Raw genomic sequence first — 17,681 nt, 5'->3', positions numbered from 1 at the left:
CGGTAAGCTTCAATGCCTTTTGACAACACATATTGAACCGTCGTTTTCGCGCGATTCTCTGATAACTTCTGGTTGTACGTCGCACTTCCGCGGTTATCCGTATGAGAACCTACCTTGATGCGCATCTGTGGATTGCGCTTCATTACTTTCACCAACTTATCCAACTCGATAGAACCTTGTTGGGTAATGTTGAAACGGTCAAACTCGAAGTAAACATCACCTAAGATAATCTCGTCTTTAGTCACAATTACCTCGATCGGACGCAAGCCTACATTAACTAACTGACGACCTCCCTTGCGGTTCAAAGGTACTTCTACAGCCTTCCCTTCAAAGTCATCCATGTCAACTTGTAAGTGGTAAAATTTCCCACAATCTACAACATATTCCACAATACCGCGTTGATCCGTAAACTTCGTCTCAATCAAGTTCTTGCGATCGTCATAGATATCCACACGAGCTCCTGTTAAGATCTTTCCGGTGTCTTTGTGTGTTACTGTCACATACATCTCCGTATTACAAACTGGTTTCGCTTTATAGATATCATCGCGTCCAATGCGGTTCGTGGAGAAGAAACCGATGTCTTTTCCTGGGTAGAAAGAAAAAGCAAAATCATCTTTCGCTGTATTAATCGGTGCTCCTAAGTTCTTCGGCTCTGCCTGTGGAATAGCTAAATCTACTACGTAAACATCTAAACCACCAAAACCTTTGCGGGAATCAGATGCAAAATACAACTTCCCATCCTCTGAAATAAATGGAAACGATTCGCGACCTTCGGTATTGATCTGGCTTCCCATATTCACCGGTGTACCATAGTTACCGTCCTCATCAATATCTACTTTCCAGATATCCGTGCTTCCCATCGTGCCTGGCATATCAGATGAAAAGTACAATGTACGACCATCTTTGCTCACACTTGGGTTACTTACTGAGTAATCGCTACCGTTGAAAGGAACTGGTTCAAAATCCGTCCATTTACCCTTCTTCTTGGTCGCTCTAAAAACGCTAACCTTACCTAGCTTCACGAGTTTAGCCTTGTTCTTGGTGTACTTCCCTGCACGGAAACTCTCCGTAGCAAAGTACATCGTGTGACCATCGCCAGTTACTGTTGCAGGACCATCGTGATACTTCGTGTTCAACTCTGAAACTGGCTCTACATCATACAACGGGTCATCTGCATTTTTATACTTCGCTTGAAAGATATCCAAGTACCCTTGGTTATCCCATCCGTATTTTTTCTTAGACTTGTTGCCCTTGCGCGTAGATGCAAAATAAAGTGTATCACCTACCGTTAAAAAAGCTCCGAAATCATTTCCCTGACGGTCATTGATCCCCGATTCCTCAAAGGTAAACAACTCCTCTTGCGCGCGTAAACGAGGAATGTAATCTGGCTCACGCATAAAAGCAATCGCACGTTGATCCTCCGGGTTGCGCTCTGCGAATTTACGCATCGCAGCATTAGAAGAATCATAACGACCACTTGCCTTAAGCATCTGAGCATAGCGATAGTAAAGTTCCGAATCTAAACTCGGATCCTTCTCCAAAGCCTTCCCGTAGTACTTTGCTGCTTCTACTGTATTGAAGATGTTGTAATAACAATCAGCCAATTGTAAATAAATATAATTATCTGTCTTCGCACCGCGAATTAGCTTCTGGTATACTTTTGCCGCATCTACAAACTCATAGTGCTTGTAGTGATCATCGGCAATCTCTAAGGGAGTTTTGATCGGCTCCTGAGCACTCATACTCTGAGTAGCTAAGAATCCGCCCAATAACAGCGCTAAATAAACCTTTCTTATTTTCATTGTATTCTTTTTATGCTATTAGAAATAACGAGATGAACTTGACACTTTCTTAGACAAGAAGATATCATAAAGCACCATAAACTCATGAGAGCCTTTAGCCACTTTGTTGATATCAGAGGTGATGTAATCATACGCATAACCCACGCGCAATTGTGGAGTAACACGGTAGTTGATCATACCCCCAACAGCATCTTCTAATCGGTAACTAACCCCTGCCTCAATCTTGTTCAAATACATCACGTTCATGTTCAAGTCAAAAGAAACGGGTGAGTTCAACGCGTATTTGATCATGGTCGAAGGTTTCAACTTCCAATCTTGATCCAAATCAAAGACATAACCCCCATTCAAATACATGTGAATCTCGCGTTGTCCAAAGTTCTTCCCATCGTAGTTCAAATAGTATTCTTTTATCATATTGGGTACTCCTAAACCGATAAAGTATTTATCCGTATAGTAGTACGCTCCAATACCTGCGTTGAAAAGCGTAGACTTGCTATCCTCTCCAAATGCAGGGTCATTGGGATCAATGGTATAACCATCTCCAATATCAGAAAACAAATTAGAACTGTGAAACGTAGCTCCTGCTTTGATACCCAAGGCTAATTTATGAACGCCACCTAACTCCAAAGTATAAGAAAAATCTCCGTAAATATTGTTCTCCGTAACAGGACCTATGCGGTCATTGATAAAAGACAATCCAACACCAACTTTCTTACCTACACGACTGTTGATGAAAAAAGTCCCCGTTTCAGGTGCTCCATCAAAACCAGCCCATTGTTTGCGATACAAAGCTCCCATAGAAACAGCATCCTTAGATCCCGCATAAGCCGGATTCACAACACTCATATTATACATATACTGCGTGTATTGTGGATTCTGTTGGGCTTGCACTTCTAGGCAACTAAGTAAACTCAGCACTCCTAATGTTAAATATATTTTCTTCATATACGATTTATTTTTTTGAAACAACTGTGTGTTTTCACACACAGTTGCTGGTTGTATTTATATTAATAACTAAGTTGTACCCAACCTGACTTCATCTCACCATTAGCAATAATGATATAAAAATAGGTTCCCGATGGTAATTTATTGCCTGATTTATCTTGTCCTTTCCACTCACTTTGATATAACCCTTGGGAATAAACTTCCATTCCATTGCGGTTAAAGATCTGAATTTTGGAAACCCCATAACCACTTAAATCAAATGAATCATTTACTCCATCTCCATTTGGTGAAATTCCCTTTGGAATTGGGCAGTCATCAAAATCGACAGTGAAACTACTTTGATCCTCACAAATAGCACCTCTTTCACCTCCATTTGTAGCAAAAATGTAAATCGTTGTTGGTTTATAGATGATGGTACCTGCTGGTATTTCTTCCCCTTCTCCATTTGGTAAAGTATAGTACTTATTATACTCAGACAATTCTGGTAATGTATACACCTCACACTTCAACATCATATTTGCTATTCGATCAGCAACAGGTTGCACTGTAATTTCTAATACAAATTGGGATTGACCAAAACATCCGTTTTCATCCTCTTTGTAAATATAAATATCATGAACACCAATCTCACTAAATATAGCTCCTCCTTCATATTTAATTCCTGCTCCATATGGCTTCGTGTAATAGGCTTCTCCTTCCTCCAATTTTGGAAGCAAATACGATCCACATACACTGCTATCTTCTAAAATTGATACTGGTAAAGGTTTGTCCACACTCAATCTAAATGTTTTATACTCCACACACCCTGTGAGTTTGTTCGTTAATTTAATATAGATTGGTTTATTGGATCCTTTGTACTTCACGATATCCGGTAGTGAAGCTCTATCAGCATCTCTATCTTCCACTGTTTCATAGAACTTCAATACATAGCGCGCTGGATCAAGATCACCATAAATATCCGGATAGGTATCTCTCAAATCAAAGATATTTTCTTCTCCTGGTTTTCTTGCACAATCTACTAAATCTTTCACTTGGCCTATTTCAAAATCTTCTTTCAGGAAGATAAACTCCTTCGTCATTATCGTTTCTTCTTCTCCACAGATTTGATAAATTGCTTTTGCCGTATATTTTACTGTTTTATCTACCTGAATATTAATCTCAGCATTTGTAGAGAAAAATTCATCGTCTTTTTCCCATAAGAATTCAGCTGTTGATTCAGCATCTGGAGAAAAACGCCACGCTTCTTCATGAGCATTCCATGCACCAGTATTTCTACCTGGTGGAGTATATGCTACCGTACCATTAGCATTTTGAATACCAATCAGACCAGCGCCTTGATTAAATCGAAGGCATGCCTGTCTATTTTTAACGTACACTTCAATAATATTACTTCCCTCATACAAAACTATTTGTGATGTTGTTGTTGATCCTTCAACATCATTTACATCATACCCACAGGTAAACAGTCCCATATGATATAAGTTAAATACTAAAGTACGACAAGGAGCTTTCCCCATGATTTGATAATTCACAGAATAATCTTGAGGTGAACGATCTGGAAACATATCTTGCATTACGCCATGAATCGTATTTACATATGGAGGATTTCTATTCCCTCCTCTATCTAGAGGTATTTGATGAGTTGGGTCAAAATCCCAACCAGAACCATCAAGTGCTGTATACCTTCCATCTGGAACTTCACCTCTGATACTAAACGTTATCATTCCGTTGGTTCCAATTAAAACCTTATTGTAACTATTTCCAAAGAAACAGAAATTAAATCCAAGATCAATAACGTCTGACCATACATCATCTTGGGTCAAATTAATAGCATCTCCTCCTTTGAATGGGAAAGGTGGTTTATATTCTATTGGTTCTACTTTGTATCGCTCCGTTTTTTTAATATCATAATAAGAAGCTCCTAATGTAAAATCAAATGTTCCTTTCTCACAAATCACATACTGTCCTTTTTCATTCTGTTCCAACCCTTCAAGGTCTGTAAATTCAATATCTGCTTTTACTTTCGCACAACCTGGAGGAGGAATAAAAGAGATGGCAGCAGGTCCTGTCCATTTTTTTACTGTTCCGTCACCATCACAAACTGGGCGAACATAAAATTTATAAAAACGAGGAGCTGGGTTTGTTGGATCTGGATCCCTAAACACATAACTCGTTTGGTTTACAATAATGCCCCCTGGTGTTGTATTATTTGGCACCGTAGGATCATCCAATTCAAAAATGATTACTTCCCATTGTGTTTCGTTACCAAAGGAATCCCAAGTTAATAATGCACTTTGTGGTACTGCTCCTTCAATAGCCTCCGCTTGAAGGTTTCTAACTTTTGGACAAATCCCTTTTTCAATTCTGATGTTATCAATGGCTCCTGGGGGCTGCTCTCCACCATTTGCATCTTGACGCCATTCAAAAACTAATCGCATGACCTGTCCTTGAAATCTAATCAAATCAATATTTTGGATAATATAATTGGTAAACGTTTCTTGCTGATTAAACAATCCACCAACTTGAATACGATCATCTGCAGCCGTAATTTGTTGTCCTACAATTGGTGTAAAAGTATTCGGTACCAACCATACTTTAAAGTAATCACGCTTTGTCGTTGTTCCTTCACCCATACAACGCCAATCAAAACTTAAATTGGATTCGGCTGTCCCCATTGGAACGGCAATATCGCGATACGCATGTGCAACAGTTGCCACAGTAACATCATATGAATTCGTAACTCCTTCATCTTTTGTTACATACAGTGATTTATCTCCTCCGTTATTCACAGCTGTACCAATCACCCATTTATTCAACGCTGAACTTTGGAAATCCCAATCACTTATACCTTCAAAATCTTCATTATAAGGCATATCCGCTGGAATTTGTCCAGTATTGAAAGTCAGACGTACCCAGAAGCTTCTGTTGTTATCACCACAAACTGTTCTAATCCATACATAATAAGTTGTTCTAGCACTTAGTCCCGTTATGGTATATGGGTTCTGAGTCGTAATCAAAGACCCCGTAACAGTCTCTCCTGGTGGTGTATCTGTTGTAGAATAGTATATTTCAAATCTATTTTGTCTAGGGACTCTCGTCCAAGCTACTTTAGCTGTAGTACCACGTGTTTCAACTACTCTAAAATTGGTCGGTGCAACACAGCTTTTTGCTTCAACCTTCAAATTATCAATAGCCACTGGAGGTTGGTTACCCCCTGCATTATCTTGTCTCCATTCGAATACTAAACGTACATTTTGACCGGCATAAGCTGTCGCATCAAAAATAATTTCTTCACTTTTAAAGGTATCTCTTCCATTAAACTGTGCACTGCCCAATCTAATTCTATTCGCACCCACTGCAATTTGTGTGCCTACAGAAGGAGTATAATTCTGAGGAACTACCCAAACTCTAAAATAATCCGATATGGTCCCTTCTCCTACACAGCGCCAATCAAAATTCACTTTCATTTCTTGTGTTCCTGCAGGTACTTTAAAATCTTTGTACACATGTGAAACCTGAACTCCTGTAACGTTATAGGTATTGGTCAATCCATAATTTTCACTAATATACAATGCTTTTGAACCACCATTATTCACTGCTGATCCAATAAACCATTTATTTTTAGAATCATTTTTCTTATATTCAAAGTTAGTTACCCTTTCAAAATCTTCACGATAAGGTAACTCTTGCAATGTCATATCGGTTGCTAAAATTTTAGGACCATTCCAAACACTTAATTTATTGGGTTCACATTTTGCACGCACCCATACTAAATATTGAGTTCCTGCCTTTAAATTAGTAAACGTATGTGTTATCGTATCCGTTGATACTAGAATCCCATTATTACCAATAGGAGGTATAATACTTGCTGGAGCTTGAGGGTTTTCTGTTAAATACACGTCATACGATGGAGCAGTAGTAGAAGTCCAACTTACCGTTCCTTCCGTTGTGGTAATATTAGAAACCTGAATCGTACTACTTGCAACTTTTTTACAGAAATAAGGTTTAATATTTAAATTATCAATTGCAGCAGGTGGATCTTCTCCTCCACTTGAATCCTGTTTCCACTCAAAAACAATGCGCATTTGCTGTCCTGCAAATGGAGCAACATGAACAAATGCTCTCTCATTCAAGAAAACGGTATTGTCATAAAATTGATCTCTTCCGATTTGAATCCTAGTAGCATTAGCCGTAATTTGTGATCTAACCGTCGGTGTATAAGTCATCGGAACAAGCCAAACTCTAAAATAATCCTTTAGTCCCGTTTGTCCTAAACAGCGCCAATCAAAAGTAATTTCTAAATCTTCGGCACCTTCTGGAATTTCAATATTCATAAAGGCATGAGATACTTGTACACCAACATTATTATAGGTATTGGTTACCCCTGCATCTTTACTAATGTACAATCCTTTTGTACCTCCATTCGCAGCAGCCGTCCCAACATACCATTTATTATTTGTATCATTCACATAATAAAAATGTGTTTCATCTTCAAAATTCTCTGTAAAAGGTAAACGAACAATATCTAGCGGTGTTGAAAAATCAAGACCTTCACTATACAACGAATTTTGACTATTCGCACAATTAGCACGAACATATAAGGTATAATTAGTCAAATGAGTTAGTCCTCCCACAACGAAAGGTTGTGTACTCATATCCGTAATCGTTCCAGATGCTGCCAAGCCTGTTGCTCCTGAACCTGGATCACCAGATGTTCTTATTTCATAGGAAAAAGACGTTGTTGTCGTTTGTGAAGTAATAGTAAAGCTAATGCTTTTTGCTTTCACTGTATCCAATACAGCATGAATCCCATAACACGTAATTTCAGGACCAAATGTCATTTTAATATTAGGTCTACTCGAAACAAAAGACAAATTACCTGAGGCATTCGTATTATCTACTCGAGTAGTCAAGTGTCGATTTGTACTTGTAGAAGCTTTAATGAGCAATCCTTCTGCCTCATCTATTCCAGCACCACCAGCATTTGTTTCGACTAAAACCAATACACTTTTAGTCCCTCCAACATAATTGAAACTTCGATCCAAATTAATTGTACGATAGCCTGTCGTATTTTTTGGAATAAAACTTCCGTTGTAGACCAACGTTGCTCCGGTTGTTAAAGTAGACCAATTCGCAGCGACTAAAGTATCTGCCTCTACTACTTTTAAATATATTTTCACAGGTCTACTATCACCCATCTTCCCGATATCCCAAGCTAACTTATTAATAAAGCCGGTTTGATTAATTTCAGCTGCAGTATATAATGCTGCTGAACGTTGATAACCGTAATAATTAGATAAAGGATACTCTTGAGCAATGTTACCTGTGCCAATCGTTACTTCTTGTCCGTAGCTGAAAAATAGACTCAGCAAGAAGAAGAAAAGCACTGTAATTCTTTTCATGTGTATTCGTTTTAGGTTAGTTACTGTCAAATATATAATTTTTTTTATATTAATATTAACAAAACGTAAATTAATATAAATCATATTATTCTCTTTTTTTAAACAAAAAAAAATAGAATATAGCAAACCCTTATAAATATATAATAATTTTCATCACTCTCAAAATTGAGCTACAGGAGTAAAAGCCCTTATTTTATTAACATTTCTTAATTTTTTCACGCATTGCCTTTGCCTTCACCATCCATCTTTTCGCTAGTATTTCTAAAAGCTTTCCCGCAGTCAAATCACAAACTCTTGCTTGACAAAACCATCAACCCATATTTTTTTACTAATTTTGTCTACATAGACAATAGTTATATGATTGAAAGAGAAGAAATAAATTTTGAAAGATCTGTTATTGTAGGTATTATCAATCGAGATCAAGATGAAGCGAAGTTGAATGAGTACTTGGATGAGTTGGAGTTTTTAACTATTACGGCAGGTGGAGAAGTACACAAGCGTTTTAGTCAAAAATTAGATCAGCCCAATGCCAAGACCTTCTTGGGAACGGGAAAAATGGAGGAGATCAAATCTTATATTGTCGAACACGATATTCACACGGTAATATTTGATGATGAACTTTCACCAGGTCAGCAAAAAAACATTACTAGAATACTCGACTGCAAGGTCTTAGACCGAACCAACTTAATTTTAGACATTTTTGCTCAACGTGCACAGACATCATACGCAAGAACCCAAGTAGAACTCGCTCAGTTTCAATACTTACTTCCTCGTTTATCGGGTATGTGGACCCACTTGGAAAGACAACGTGGAGGTATTGGGATGCGTGGTCCAGGAGAAACAGAAATTGAGACAGATAGACGTATCGTTCGCGATAGAATCACCTTGTTGCGTGAAAAATTAAAAGTGATTGACAAGCAGATGGCTTCTCAGCGTAGTAATCGTGGAGCTATGGTTCGCGTTGCACTTGTTGGGTACACCAATGTGGGTAAATCAACACTTATGAATGCCATTGGAAAGAGTGAAGTTTTCGTTGAAAATAAACTATTTGCCACCTTAGATACTACCGTTCGAAAAATTGTTATTGGCAATTTGCCTTTCCTTCTTTCTGATACGGTTGGATTTATTCGCAAGCTTCCAACGCAATTAGTTGAGTCGTTTAAAAGTACACTTGATGAAGTGAGAGAAGCAGATTTACTTTTGCATGTCGTTGATATTTCGCATCACGATTTTGAAGATCATATTGCTTCAGTCAATGACATTCTAAAGGACATCAAAAGTGATGATAAACCGACCATCATGGTCTTTAATAAAATTGATGCCTACCACCCAGAAGTGATTGCCGAAGATGATTTAATGACAGAGCGCACCTCTCGTCACTATTCTATTGAAGAATGGAAGAAAACATGGATGAACAAAGTGGGTGTAGATAATGCCATTTTCATCTCAGCGACCAACAAGGAAAACTTTGAGGAGTTTAGAAAAACAGTGTATGAAGCCGTTCGCCAAATTCACATCACTCGATTCCCTTACAACAATTTCTTGTATCCTGATTTTGATCATTTAATTGAAAATGAAGAAGATAAAATTTAACTTTTATTTTAGAGTACAGTAAAGATAAAATGTAGTACTTTTATTATTCCGTTTAATCAAACGCCAATTCATTATGCTTATATCAATCGTAACTAATACTAATTTCTCTTCAAATTTGAATTGCATCTGCACTTCGAAGGGGAATTTCTATGGATTGAGAATAGGCTAATATTTATATTATTTATTCAACGTTTCAAGGCTCCTCATTCGAGGGGCCTTTTTTTATTTATAACATTTAACAGGTACCATTATGCGTAAAAAAGAAATTTTACAGACCGAAAAATCAATTGCCTTCATTAAACAAACCTTTGCTGCTAAACTAAGCGAAGCACTAAATTTGTATCCAATTTCATCTCCTATGCTTGTTAATGAGGGTACAGGAATTAATGATGACTTAAATGGTGTTGAAAAAGCAGTTTCATTTCCTGTAAAATTTCTACCGAATAATGCTATCATTGTACATTCACTAGCCAAATGGAAGAGAATTCGCTTACAAGAACTTGAACTACCGCTTTATGAGGGAATTCTAACAGATATGCGTGCCATCCGTGCCGATGAAGATTATAGTCCCATTCACTCCATTTACGTCGATCAATGGGATTGGGAATTGCGAATAGCTCCACACAACCGCTGTTTAAGCTATTTAAAAGCCATTGTACGCCATATTTACCAAGCGTTAAAGGAAACTGAAGCTATGGTTTGGCAAGAGCTTCAGATTGAGCCTATACTTCCCGAAGCAATTTCTTTTATCCAGGCAGAACAACTCTTGCAACTCTACCCGGAGTTAAGTCCGAAAGAAAGAGAACAGGCTATCGTCAAAGCACACGGAGCTGTTTTCATTATTGGTGTAGGCCATCCGTTATCCGATGGAACCCCTCATGACAGTCGCGCTTCCGATTACGACGATTGGAGTACGGCTACAGAAGATGGATACAAGGGGCTCAATGGAGACTTGTTGGTTTGGCATCCTGTTTTAGAACAGGCAGTCGAGTTGAGTTCCATGGGAATACGCGTCGATCAAGCAACCTTACTGCATCAATTAGCACTCACCCAAACCAGTAGCAGGATGAACTTGCTCTATCATCAACTGGTGCTACAAGATCAAGTGCCTTTGAGTATTGGTGGTGGAATCGGTCAATCGCGACTTTGCATGTTTTTAATGCGCAAGAAACACATTGGCGAAGTCCAAGTCAGTTTATGGCCCGCAGCAGTTCGAGCCCAAGCAGCACAGCAACAGATTCACTTATTGTAATAAAAAAAAGGGTTGTCTTCAAGAGACAACCCTTTTTTTATTAGTCTTTCACAATTTTCACTTCTTCTCCTTGATTGGTTTTTAAAATATACATGCCTTTTTTCAAATCAGACAGGTCCATTTTAATTTCGTCTTGTTTTGCTTTTACTTCTACTTGTTTTACTACTCGTTGGCCTAAATCATAAACCGTAAATTGTGTAGCCGTCGTATTTCGTATGGAAATAGTACCACTTACTGGGTTTGGATACACTACGAAGTTTTGAGATGGATCAAGACGATTTACGTCGATTTCATCTAGACAATGATTAAATGGGTCATTAGGATCATAAGGTTTATATTGACCCTCTTCCCAACTATAAGTGTAGATGCAACACCAAGTACTCCACTCCGTACAAGGTGCTTTTACTCTCAATCGTATAAGCTTAGCACCAAGGGTTTCTGTCATTATAAATAAAGTTCTGCCTGTCATATAAGGTTCATTAACTTGAATACTATAAATCTGTCCAGTAACTAATCCTTTAATATACGTGTTTTTAGAACAGTACCCATCATAAACAAATTCAATAGTATAAGGACCTCCAACATCATCCCATTTTAAATAACCATTAGGACCTCCAATTCCAGTATATTCATCATGCTGAATATCTAAATTTAGTCGACCTGGATGAGTAAAACTAATATCTACGCCTGCATTTGTAGATTCCGCTTCTAAAAGGTAGTTATAGCCGATGCTATTAGTAAAGGTAGCTTCAACTTTGATTTCATACCCTCCTATTGGTAATGGAGTAGGAAATGCTATCGAATAGCTGAATGTTCCTCCACTAAAATGATTTAAATAAATATTTGAAGGATTTATGGAAACTGGGTTTCCATTGTTATCTAATATCTTTATGTTTGAACTCGTGTACGTAGTACCACGTGGGGCATTGTAAGTTCCTGTAATCTCAACTTTTTCTGGGTTGCAAACATTATCATTCGGATTCAAGTCAATAAAACCAAATTGAGATTCTTTACAAGGATCTCCCATTCGAATGTTATCCAAATACACCACTCCTACATCACCACCTAATCCACAATCTGCAATCACAAACTGAACTTTGATATCTTCCCTATTAACATATTCTTCTGGAATTACAATCGTTTGACAATAAAAATCTTCCGTATAAAAAAGTTGATTGTTCACTTTCGTCAAAATCAAATCATTTAATGAGGCTTTAGCACAAAAAGGAACGGAAGAGATAATAGTATTATTTATGTCTAATAAACGGACCGTAAAAAAGGGTTGTACATCATCCTGTGTAATATGAGGAGAATTTAAAACAGCCAAATAGTCAAAACTAAGGTATTTGGATGTAGGTCTGAAGGTTTGGGTATAGGAGGTGATGTCTTGCCCGCCTCCTTGATTGTTTAAACGAAGGGAATATTTACCGCCACTTGGCCCTACACAAGGATAAGCGATACCATAATTGCTTAAAATAGGCTCGTTAATTCCTGTCATAATGGATGCTTTTGCAACGGCATTATTCAAGAGACTTGGCGGAGTAAAAACACTGCCAAAAGTAACACCAATATTGCATTGAACAACATTAAATACGGTGCTATTTTGATTTCGGTAGACCGCAGCGTTCAACGGAATAGAAGCTGGGCCTTGCTCAAAATCATTAATCATCTGCGCGTAAATTCCACCAGAGCAGAGCAACAAAAATAAAAGTAATAAATTTTTCTTCATAATTGGTTATTTTTGGTTAAAAATAAACGTGAATTTACACAAAAAACCAACAAAAACAAATGTATTTATTACAAAATCACTTTACGATATATATATTTATCATAAAATTAATAAAAACAAATACTCCTAGAGGCAAATGACGATTTGCCCCTACTATTCGCTAAATGCGGTATAAAAGCTTACAATTCACCCTTTATGTCCAGTAAATCTTTTACACAATAAAAAAGGGACTGTCTCAAAAAGACAGTCCCTTTTTTATTATTCTTGTAAAATCTACAATTAAAACGTATAATTTACTCCTAAACCAATCATTTCTCTTAATTGGAACCCTTGGTATGCTTTGTCATCGTAAATTGCTTGGAAAGTCAAGTTTGTAGATAAATACTTGTTCACTTTCAAAACAACATTCAATTGATAATCTAATACCACATTTTCTGGTTTTTCTAAATAGTTAGAATACAGGTTTAAGATATTCTCAATAGAAACATTTTCCATCGGATTAAATTTGTAGTATCCATTCACTGCCATCCCCAGTTGGTACTCCATTGTTTTTCCTTGTTTCACCCCAAAAGCATCACCAAATTCAGTAAAATGCTTGTGAACCATAATAAAACGAGAGGTTGCTGGCGCAATGTTTACTTTTAGGTTGTCATCGTGTTTCCACAATAAACCAGGTCCTATTTGTAAATAAGCTGGTGACATAAAGTGCGTATTCTTATTCCCATCTTTATCCCATCCAGAATCCATCTGGGTTTTAAAGTTCATGAATAATGAATAATACCACTTGTTTGTCATTTGTTTACCAAGTAAAGAGGTAATTTCTAAACGGTCATCCGTTTTCTTTTCTTTTTCCCCTTTTAACTTCGTAAGACCATAACTCACTTGAAATTTGTTGTCCCAAGTCCAATCGTCTTTTTTGTAATTCAAATCGTAATTCAAGTTTACATTTCCAGCAAGGTTATTGTCCCCACCTGCTTGCCAATTTGAAAAACTAGACTGATTTGCAATAAGAGCGAAATTTCCTTTTGAAGTCCAATTTTTTTGTACTTCAGTACCTTCAGCTTCCTGAGCTTGTGCGGAATACAACATAAACACAGCAGCAATGCTAAGCAAAAATTTTTTCATAATACTGTTATTTTAACACGAAAATAACAATAAACCTCGAAAAAGGCAAAAAAAAATTACTTTTTTGCTAAACGTTTGTAAACTGGTACAGCGGAACAAGCTTCACCAAACATGACAGATCGCGCTGTATTCATCATCAATTGTGTTGCTAAAACATAAGCTTCCTCTGGAATCTCTTTCTTTGAGCACCCCTTGATAATCACAGGCAGGTCCTGGTATTGGCTGTAATCTACGGCAAACAACAACTCTTGGTAAATCGCATTTTCCAAATGGTGCTTATCGCCCAAGAAAACGCGTTTTGCAACGGGTTGTAAATAACTCGTTAAAAGCATATACGCCCAGCCTGGTAAGATTGCATCCGTTGAACAATATAAACCAACATAAGCATCTTGATAGATGGTCCAATCAATCTCTTTTAAAGCCGCTCTGAAGTCTTTCTCTCGTAAAACAAAGCCTTCATATAACCACTGAGCAATATCCACTTCCATCCTTGGATTGGGCGGATACATATCCTCCAAATCAAAGACTTTCAATGCACTATTGGCAACTTTATTTACAATTTCTCCTTCCATATTACAATAATCCCAACTCTAATTGTGCTTCTTCACTCATCAAATCTTTAGACCAAGCGGGCTCAAAAGTCAACTCAATCTCAACATTGTTGACATTGTCTATCGACTTTACCTTCTCTTCTACTTCCATTGGTAGCGTTTCTGCTACTGGACAGTTGGGTGATGTTAAAGTCATCAAGATTTTAACATCATGGGTTTCGTTGACAAATACGTCATAAATCAACCCTAATTCGTAAATATCTACTGGAATTTCCGGATCGTAAATTGTTTTCAATATTCTTACGATATTTTCTCCTAATTGTTGTACGTCTATTTCTTCCATACTAAAACTCTTTCTTTTGAATTAAAATTATTGGGCTTGAAAAGCCAAAGCATACATGCGGATTTGTTTAATCATCGAAACTAATCCGTTCGCACGTGTTGGCGATAAATGTTCTTTCAAACCAATTTCATCGATAAAAGACAAATCGGCTTCTACGATATCCGCTGGTTTTTGATTGGAAAAAACACGAATCAAAATGGCGATAATTCCCTTGGTTAAAATAGCATCGCTATTCGCTGTAAACACAACATTTCCATTTACGTTTTCAGCGTGTAGCCACACTTGAGATTGGCAACCTTTGATCAAATTTTCCTCTACTTGATACCTTGCATCAATAATAGGAAGTGATTTTCCCAATTCGATGATGTACTCATAGCGTTGCATCCAATCCTCAAACATGGAGAATTCGTCCATTATTTCTTCTTGTGCTTCTCTTATAGTCATATTCTACTAATTTCTATGTTCGATTAGGAAAGCATTTGTTGGGCTTTGCGCACCGCTTCCACTAAAATGTCAATTTCTTCTTTTGTATTGTAAAAGCTGAATGATGCTCTGATTGTTCCTGGAATACCAAAGAAATCCATAATCGGCTGTGTACAGTGATGTCCTGTACGAACTGCAACTCCCAGCTTATCCACAATTACGCCTACATCATACGGATGTAATCCTTCAATATTAAATGAAATTACAGACGTTTTATTTTCTGCTGTTCCTACAATATGCAACCCTTCAATTTCTAACAAGCGTTGTGTACCATAGGTCAAAAGTTCATGTTCATACGCCTGTATGTTATCAAATCCCAGTTGATTCAAATAATCCAAAGCATACCCTAAAACGATTCCTCCTGCAATATTTGGAGTTCCTGCTTCAAATTTATGAGGCAAACACGCATAGGTTGTTTTTTCAAATGTCACGGTTTTGATCATCTCTCCTCCTCCTTGGTAGGGAGGTAATTTATTCAACCAAGCTTCTTTCCCATATAAGACCCCCGTTCCCGTTGGTCCACATATTTTATGGCCTGAGAATACGTAGAAATCACAATCTAAATCTTGTACATCGGGTTTAATATGCGGTGTTGCTTGGGCTCCATCAATTAAAACAGCAGCTCCCACAGCATGCGCCTTTGCAATCATCTCCTTGATGGGATTAATCGTTCCTAAAGCATTTGAGATATGAGATACAGCAACCACTTTGGTATTTGGTGATAGTAACGCATCAAAAGCCTCCATAATCAACTCCCCTTTTTGGTTCATTGGGATTACTTTTAATGTAGCTCCAGAGCGTTCACAGGCAAATTGCCAAGGCACTATATTAGAATGGTGTTCTAAAGCAGAAATCAATATTTCATCTCCAGCTTGTAATAACGCACCAAAACCACTAGCCACTAAATTAATTCCAAAGGTTGTTCCTGGTGTAAAGATAATCTCACGATCTTCTTTTGCATGAATATGATGTTGTACTTTTTTTCTCGATTCTTCATACGCATCCGTTGCCAATTGACTTAACGTATGCACTCCACGGTGGATATTTGCATTAATGGTTTCGTAATACGTTTTGATCGCTTCTTCTACCACTTTCGGTTTTTGAGCTGTAGCAGCATTATCAAAATATACTAAAGGCTTCCCGTTTACCTGTTGTTTCAGGATCGGAAAATCATCTCTAACTGCTTTTATATCTAACATAACCTGTCTTTTTTAATCAAAAATATAGACAAAGATAGTGAATCCCATCGGTTTGCAGAAAACAATCTATTCGCAATACAATGACTTATTTTTTAAAAATTAGGTGTATTATTTGCCAAAACACCCTATACCTTTTACTTCTAAATCGAGATTACTAAAAACTCTAGGGCGAAAAACTTTAAATCAAAGAAATAAGAAATTTACATTTTAATACTATTTTCACATCTTCATCCCCAGCAATCATTTTCATGTGAACCTCAAAACATAAAAAAAGGGCCTGCTCTTTTTTATGAGAGACAGCCCCTTTGCTTTCTTTATTGAGTAAAAGACTATTTTTTTGCGTCTTTTTTAATTTTTTCTTCCACGCGTTTTACTCGTTTTTCGCTATCTGGATGACTAGCAGACATTTTTGCAACAATGGATTTATCTGTTCCATATTCTTTCTCCATGTCCGCAAATTTTTGGAATCCATCTGCTAAGGCTTGCGGATCTTTTTTATGCGCCACTAAGAATTTATACGAATAATCATCTGAATCTGATTCTTGTTTTCTCGAGAAAGTAGCTCCCATAAATTGTTCTGCCATCCCTCCTAAATTAGAGTTCATGATATCTGCAGCTGTTCCTTTTGTAGAACCTACATATTTAGTTGCTGCTTCTGCAAGTAAAATTTGCTCATAAGCTTTTTTCGTATGCCCTAACTTCACATGTCCAATCTCATGACCGATAATTGCTAACAATTCATCATCTGTCATGATATCCATTAAAGAAGAAAACACGCGAACACTACCATCTGCGCAGGCAAACGCATTGATATCGGTTACGTAGTACACTTTGTAGTTTAAATCTAAACCATCGTAATTTTTATATGGTTTAAAGATACGATCCAAACGCTCAGCATACTCACGCATGTCTTTTTGCTTCGAATTTAATTCACAAACCTGATTGTTTTCATCCATCCATTTCACTGCTTCTCTAGCAGATTGCTGAATTTCTTCATCGGATACTGTAAAAGCAGAAACTGCTGTTGTCAGTGCGTCAATTTTTTTTCCACTCAATTTCCCTAATTGAGCTTGCGCTGATGCCATTCCCAAAAATGCTACAGCTACTGTAAATAAAACCTTTTTCATCGTATTTTTTTTTATCCTTCAAAGATACTTCAAAAAAATCGTCTTTTTGTCTCTCCTTTTTATCATATTGACAAAACGAGAAGAAGGTCATTGACTTGTTTGATACTTTTCAGGGGAGTACCGCTATTTT

12 protein-coding genes are annotated in these 17,681 nt (G+C 37.3%); 2 read left to right on the top strand and 10 right to left on the bottom strand.

The genetic code is table 11. From position 1 onward, the window contains the following. The 3 genes from AWV75_RS16050 to AWV75_RS16040 all read right to left on the bottom strand — a co-directional run. The coding region (locus AWV75_RS16050) for an OmpA family protein (protein WP_156424210.1) at window positions 1-1,802 on the bottom strand (1,802 nt) is incomplete at its 3' end. Between the two features lie 18 nt (window positions 1,803-1,820). Continuing rightward, window positions 1,821-2,747: a PorP/SprF family type IX secretion system membrane protein gene (locus AWV75_RS16045; RefSeq protein WP_060874660.1), complete on the bottom strand. Its 927-nt coding sequence runs from the start codon at window positions 2,745-2,747 to the stop codon at window positions 1,821-1,823. Between the two features lie 62 nt (window positions 2,748-2,809). Beyond that, entirely contained in the window at window positions 2,810-8,149 is a 5,340-nt protein-coding gene (locus tag AWV75_RS16040; RefSeq protein ID WP_231738180.1) for a gliding motility-associated C-terminal domain-containing protein, read from the bottom strand. 357 nt (window positions 8,150-8,506) lie between these two features. On the opposite strand from AWV75_RS16040, the gene hflX reads away from it, so the two are divergent. Both hflX and asnA read left to right on the top strand, forming a co-directional pair. After that, entirely contained in the window at window positions 8,507-9,742 is a 1,236-nt protein-coding gene (hflX, locus tag AWV75_RS16035; protein WP_060875323.1) for a GTPase HflX, read from the top strand. A gap of 250 nt (window positions 9,743-9,992) precedes the next feature. Continuing rightward, the gene (gene asnA, locus AWV75_RS16030; RefSeq protein WP_060875322.1) at window positions 9,993-10,994 is read left to right on the top strand and encodes an aspartate--ammonia ligase; all 1,002 of its coding nucleotides are present in this window, start codon (window positions 9,993-9,995) and stop codon (window positions 10,992-10,994) included. A gap of 40 nt (window positions 10,995-11,034) precedes the next feature. On the opposite strand, the gene AWV75_RS16025 is transcribed toward asnA, so the two are convergent. The 7 genes from AWV75_RS16025 to AWV75_RS15995 all read right to left on the bottom strand — a co-directional run bounded on the left by AWV75_RS16025 (window position 11,035) and on the right by AWV75_RS15995 (window position 17,551). Further along, window positions 11,035-12,723: a T9SS type A sorting domain-containing protein gene (locus AWV75_RS16025; protein ID WP_082711100.1), complete on the bottom strand. Its 1,689-nt coding sequence runs from the start codon at window positions 12,721-12,723 to the stop codon at window positions 11,035-11,037. Between the two features lie 279 nt (window positions 12,724-13,002). Continuing rightward, on the bottom strand, window positions 13,003-13,848 hold the full coding sequence (locus AWV75_RS16020; RefSeq protein ID WP_060875320.1) for a DUF3078 domain-containing protein: 846 nt from the start codon (window positions 13,846-13,848) through the stop codon (window positions 13,003-13,005). A 56-nt stretch (window positions 13,849-13,904) separates the two neighbouring features. After that, window positions 13,905-14,420, bottom strand: coding sequence for a DUF2480 family protein (locus AWV75_RS16015; protein ID WP_060875319.1), 516 nt, complete (start codon window positions 14,418-14,420; stop codon window positions 13,905-13,907). Window position 14,421: 1 nt separating this feature from the next. Continuing rightward, a complete protein-coding gene (locus AWV75_RS16010; protein ID WP_002988779.1) occupies window positions 14,422-14,742 on the bottom strand; it encodes an iron-sulfur cluster assembly protein in 321 nt (106 codons plus the stop codon). A gap of 27 nt (window positions 14,743-14,769) precedes the next feature. Beyond that, on the bottom strand, window positions 14,770-15,186 hold the full coding sequence (locus AWV75_RS16005) for a SufE family protein (protein ID WP_060875318.1): 417 nt from the start codon (window positions 15,184-15,186) through the stop codon (window positions 14,770-14,772). A gap of 23 nt (window positions 15,187-15,209) precedes the next feature. Continuing rightward, the gene (locus AWV75_RS16000) at window positions 15,210-16,424 is read right to left on the bottom strand and encodes an aminotransferase class V-fold PLP-dependent enzyme (protein WP_060875317.1); all 1,215 of its coding nucleotides are present in this window, start codon (window positions 16,422-16,424) and stop codon (window positions 15,210-15,212) included. Window positions 16,425-16,753: 329 nt separating this feature from the next. After that, window positions 16,754-17,551, bottom strand: a complete 798-nt coding sequence (locus tag AWV75_RS15995) for a M48 family metallopeptidase (RefSeq protein WP_060875316.1) — start codon at window positions 17,549-17,551, stop codon at window positions 16,754-16,756. Window positions 17,552-17,681: the final 130 nt, after the last annotated feature.

This window comes from Myroides odoratus, assembly GCF_001549985.1.
In the GTDB taxonomy this organism is placed as follows: domain Bacteria; phylum Bacteroidota; class Bacteroidia; order Flavobacteriales; family Flavobacteriaceae; genus Flavobacterium; species Flavobacterium odoratum_A.
Note: the sequence above shows the minus strand (reverse complement) of the source record. Positions and strands in the feature narration are given on the sequence as shown.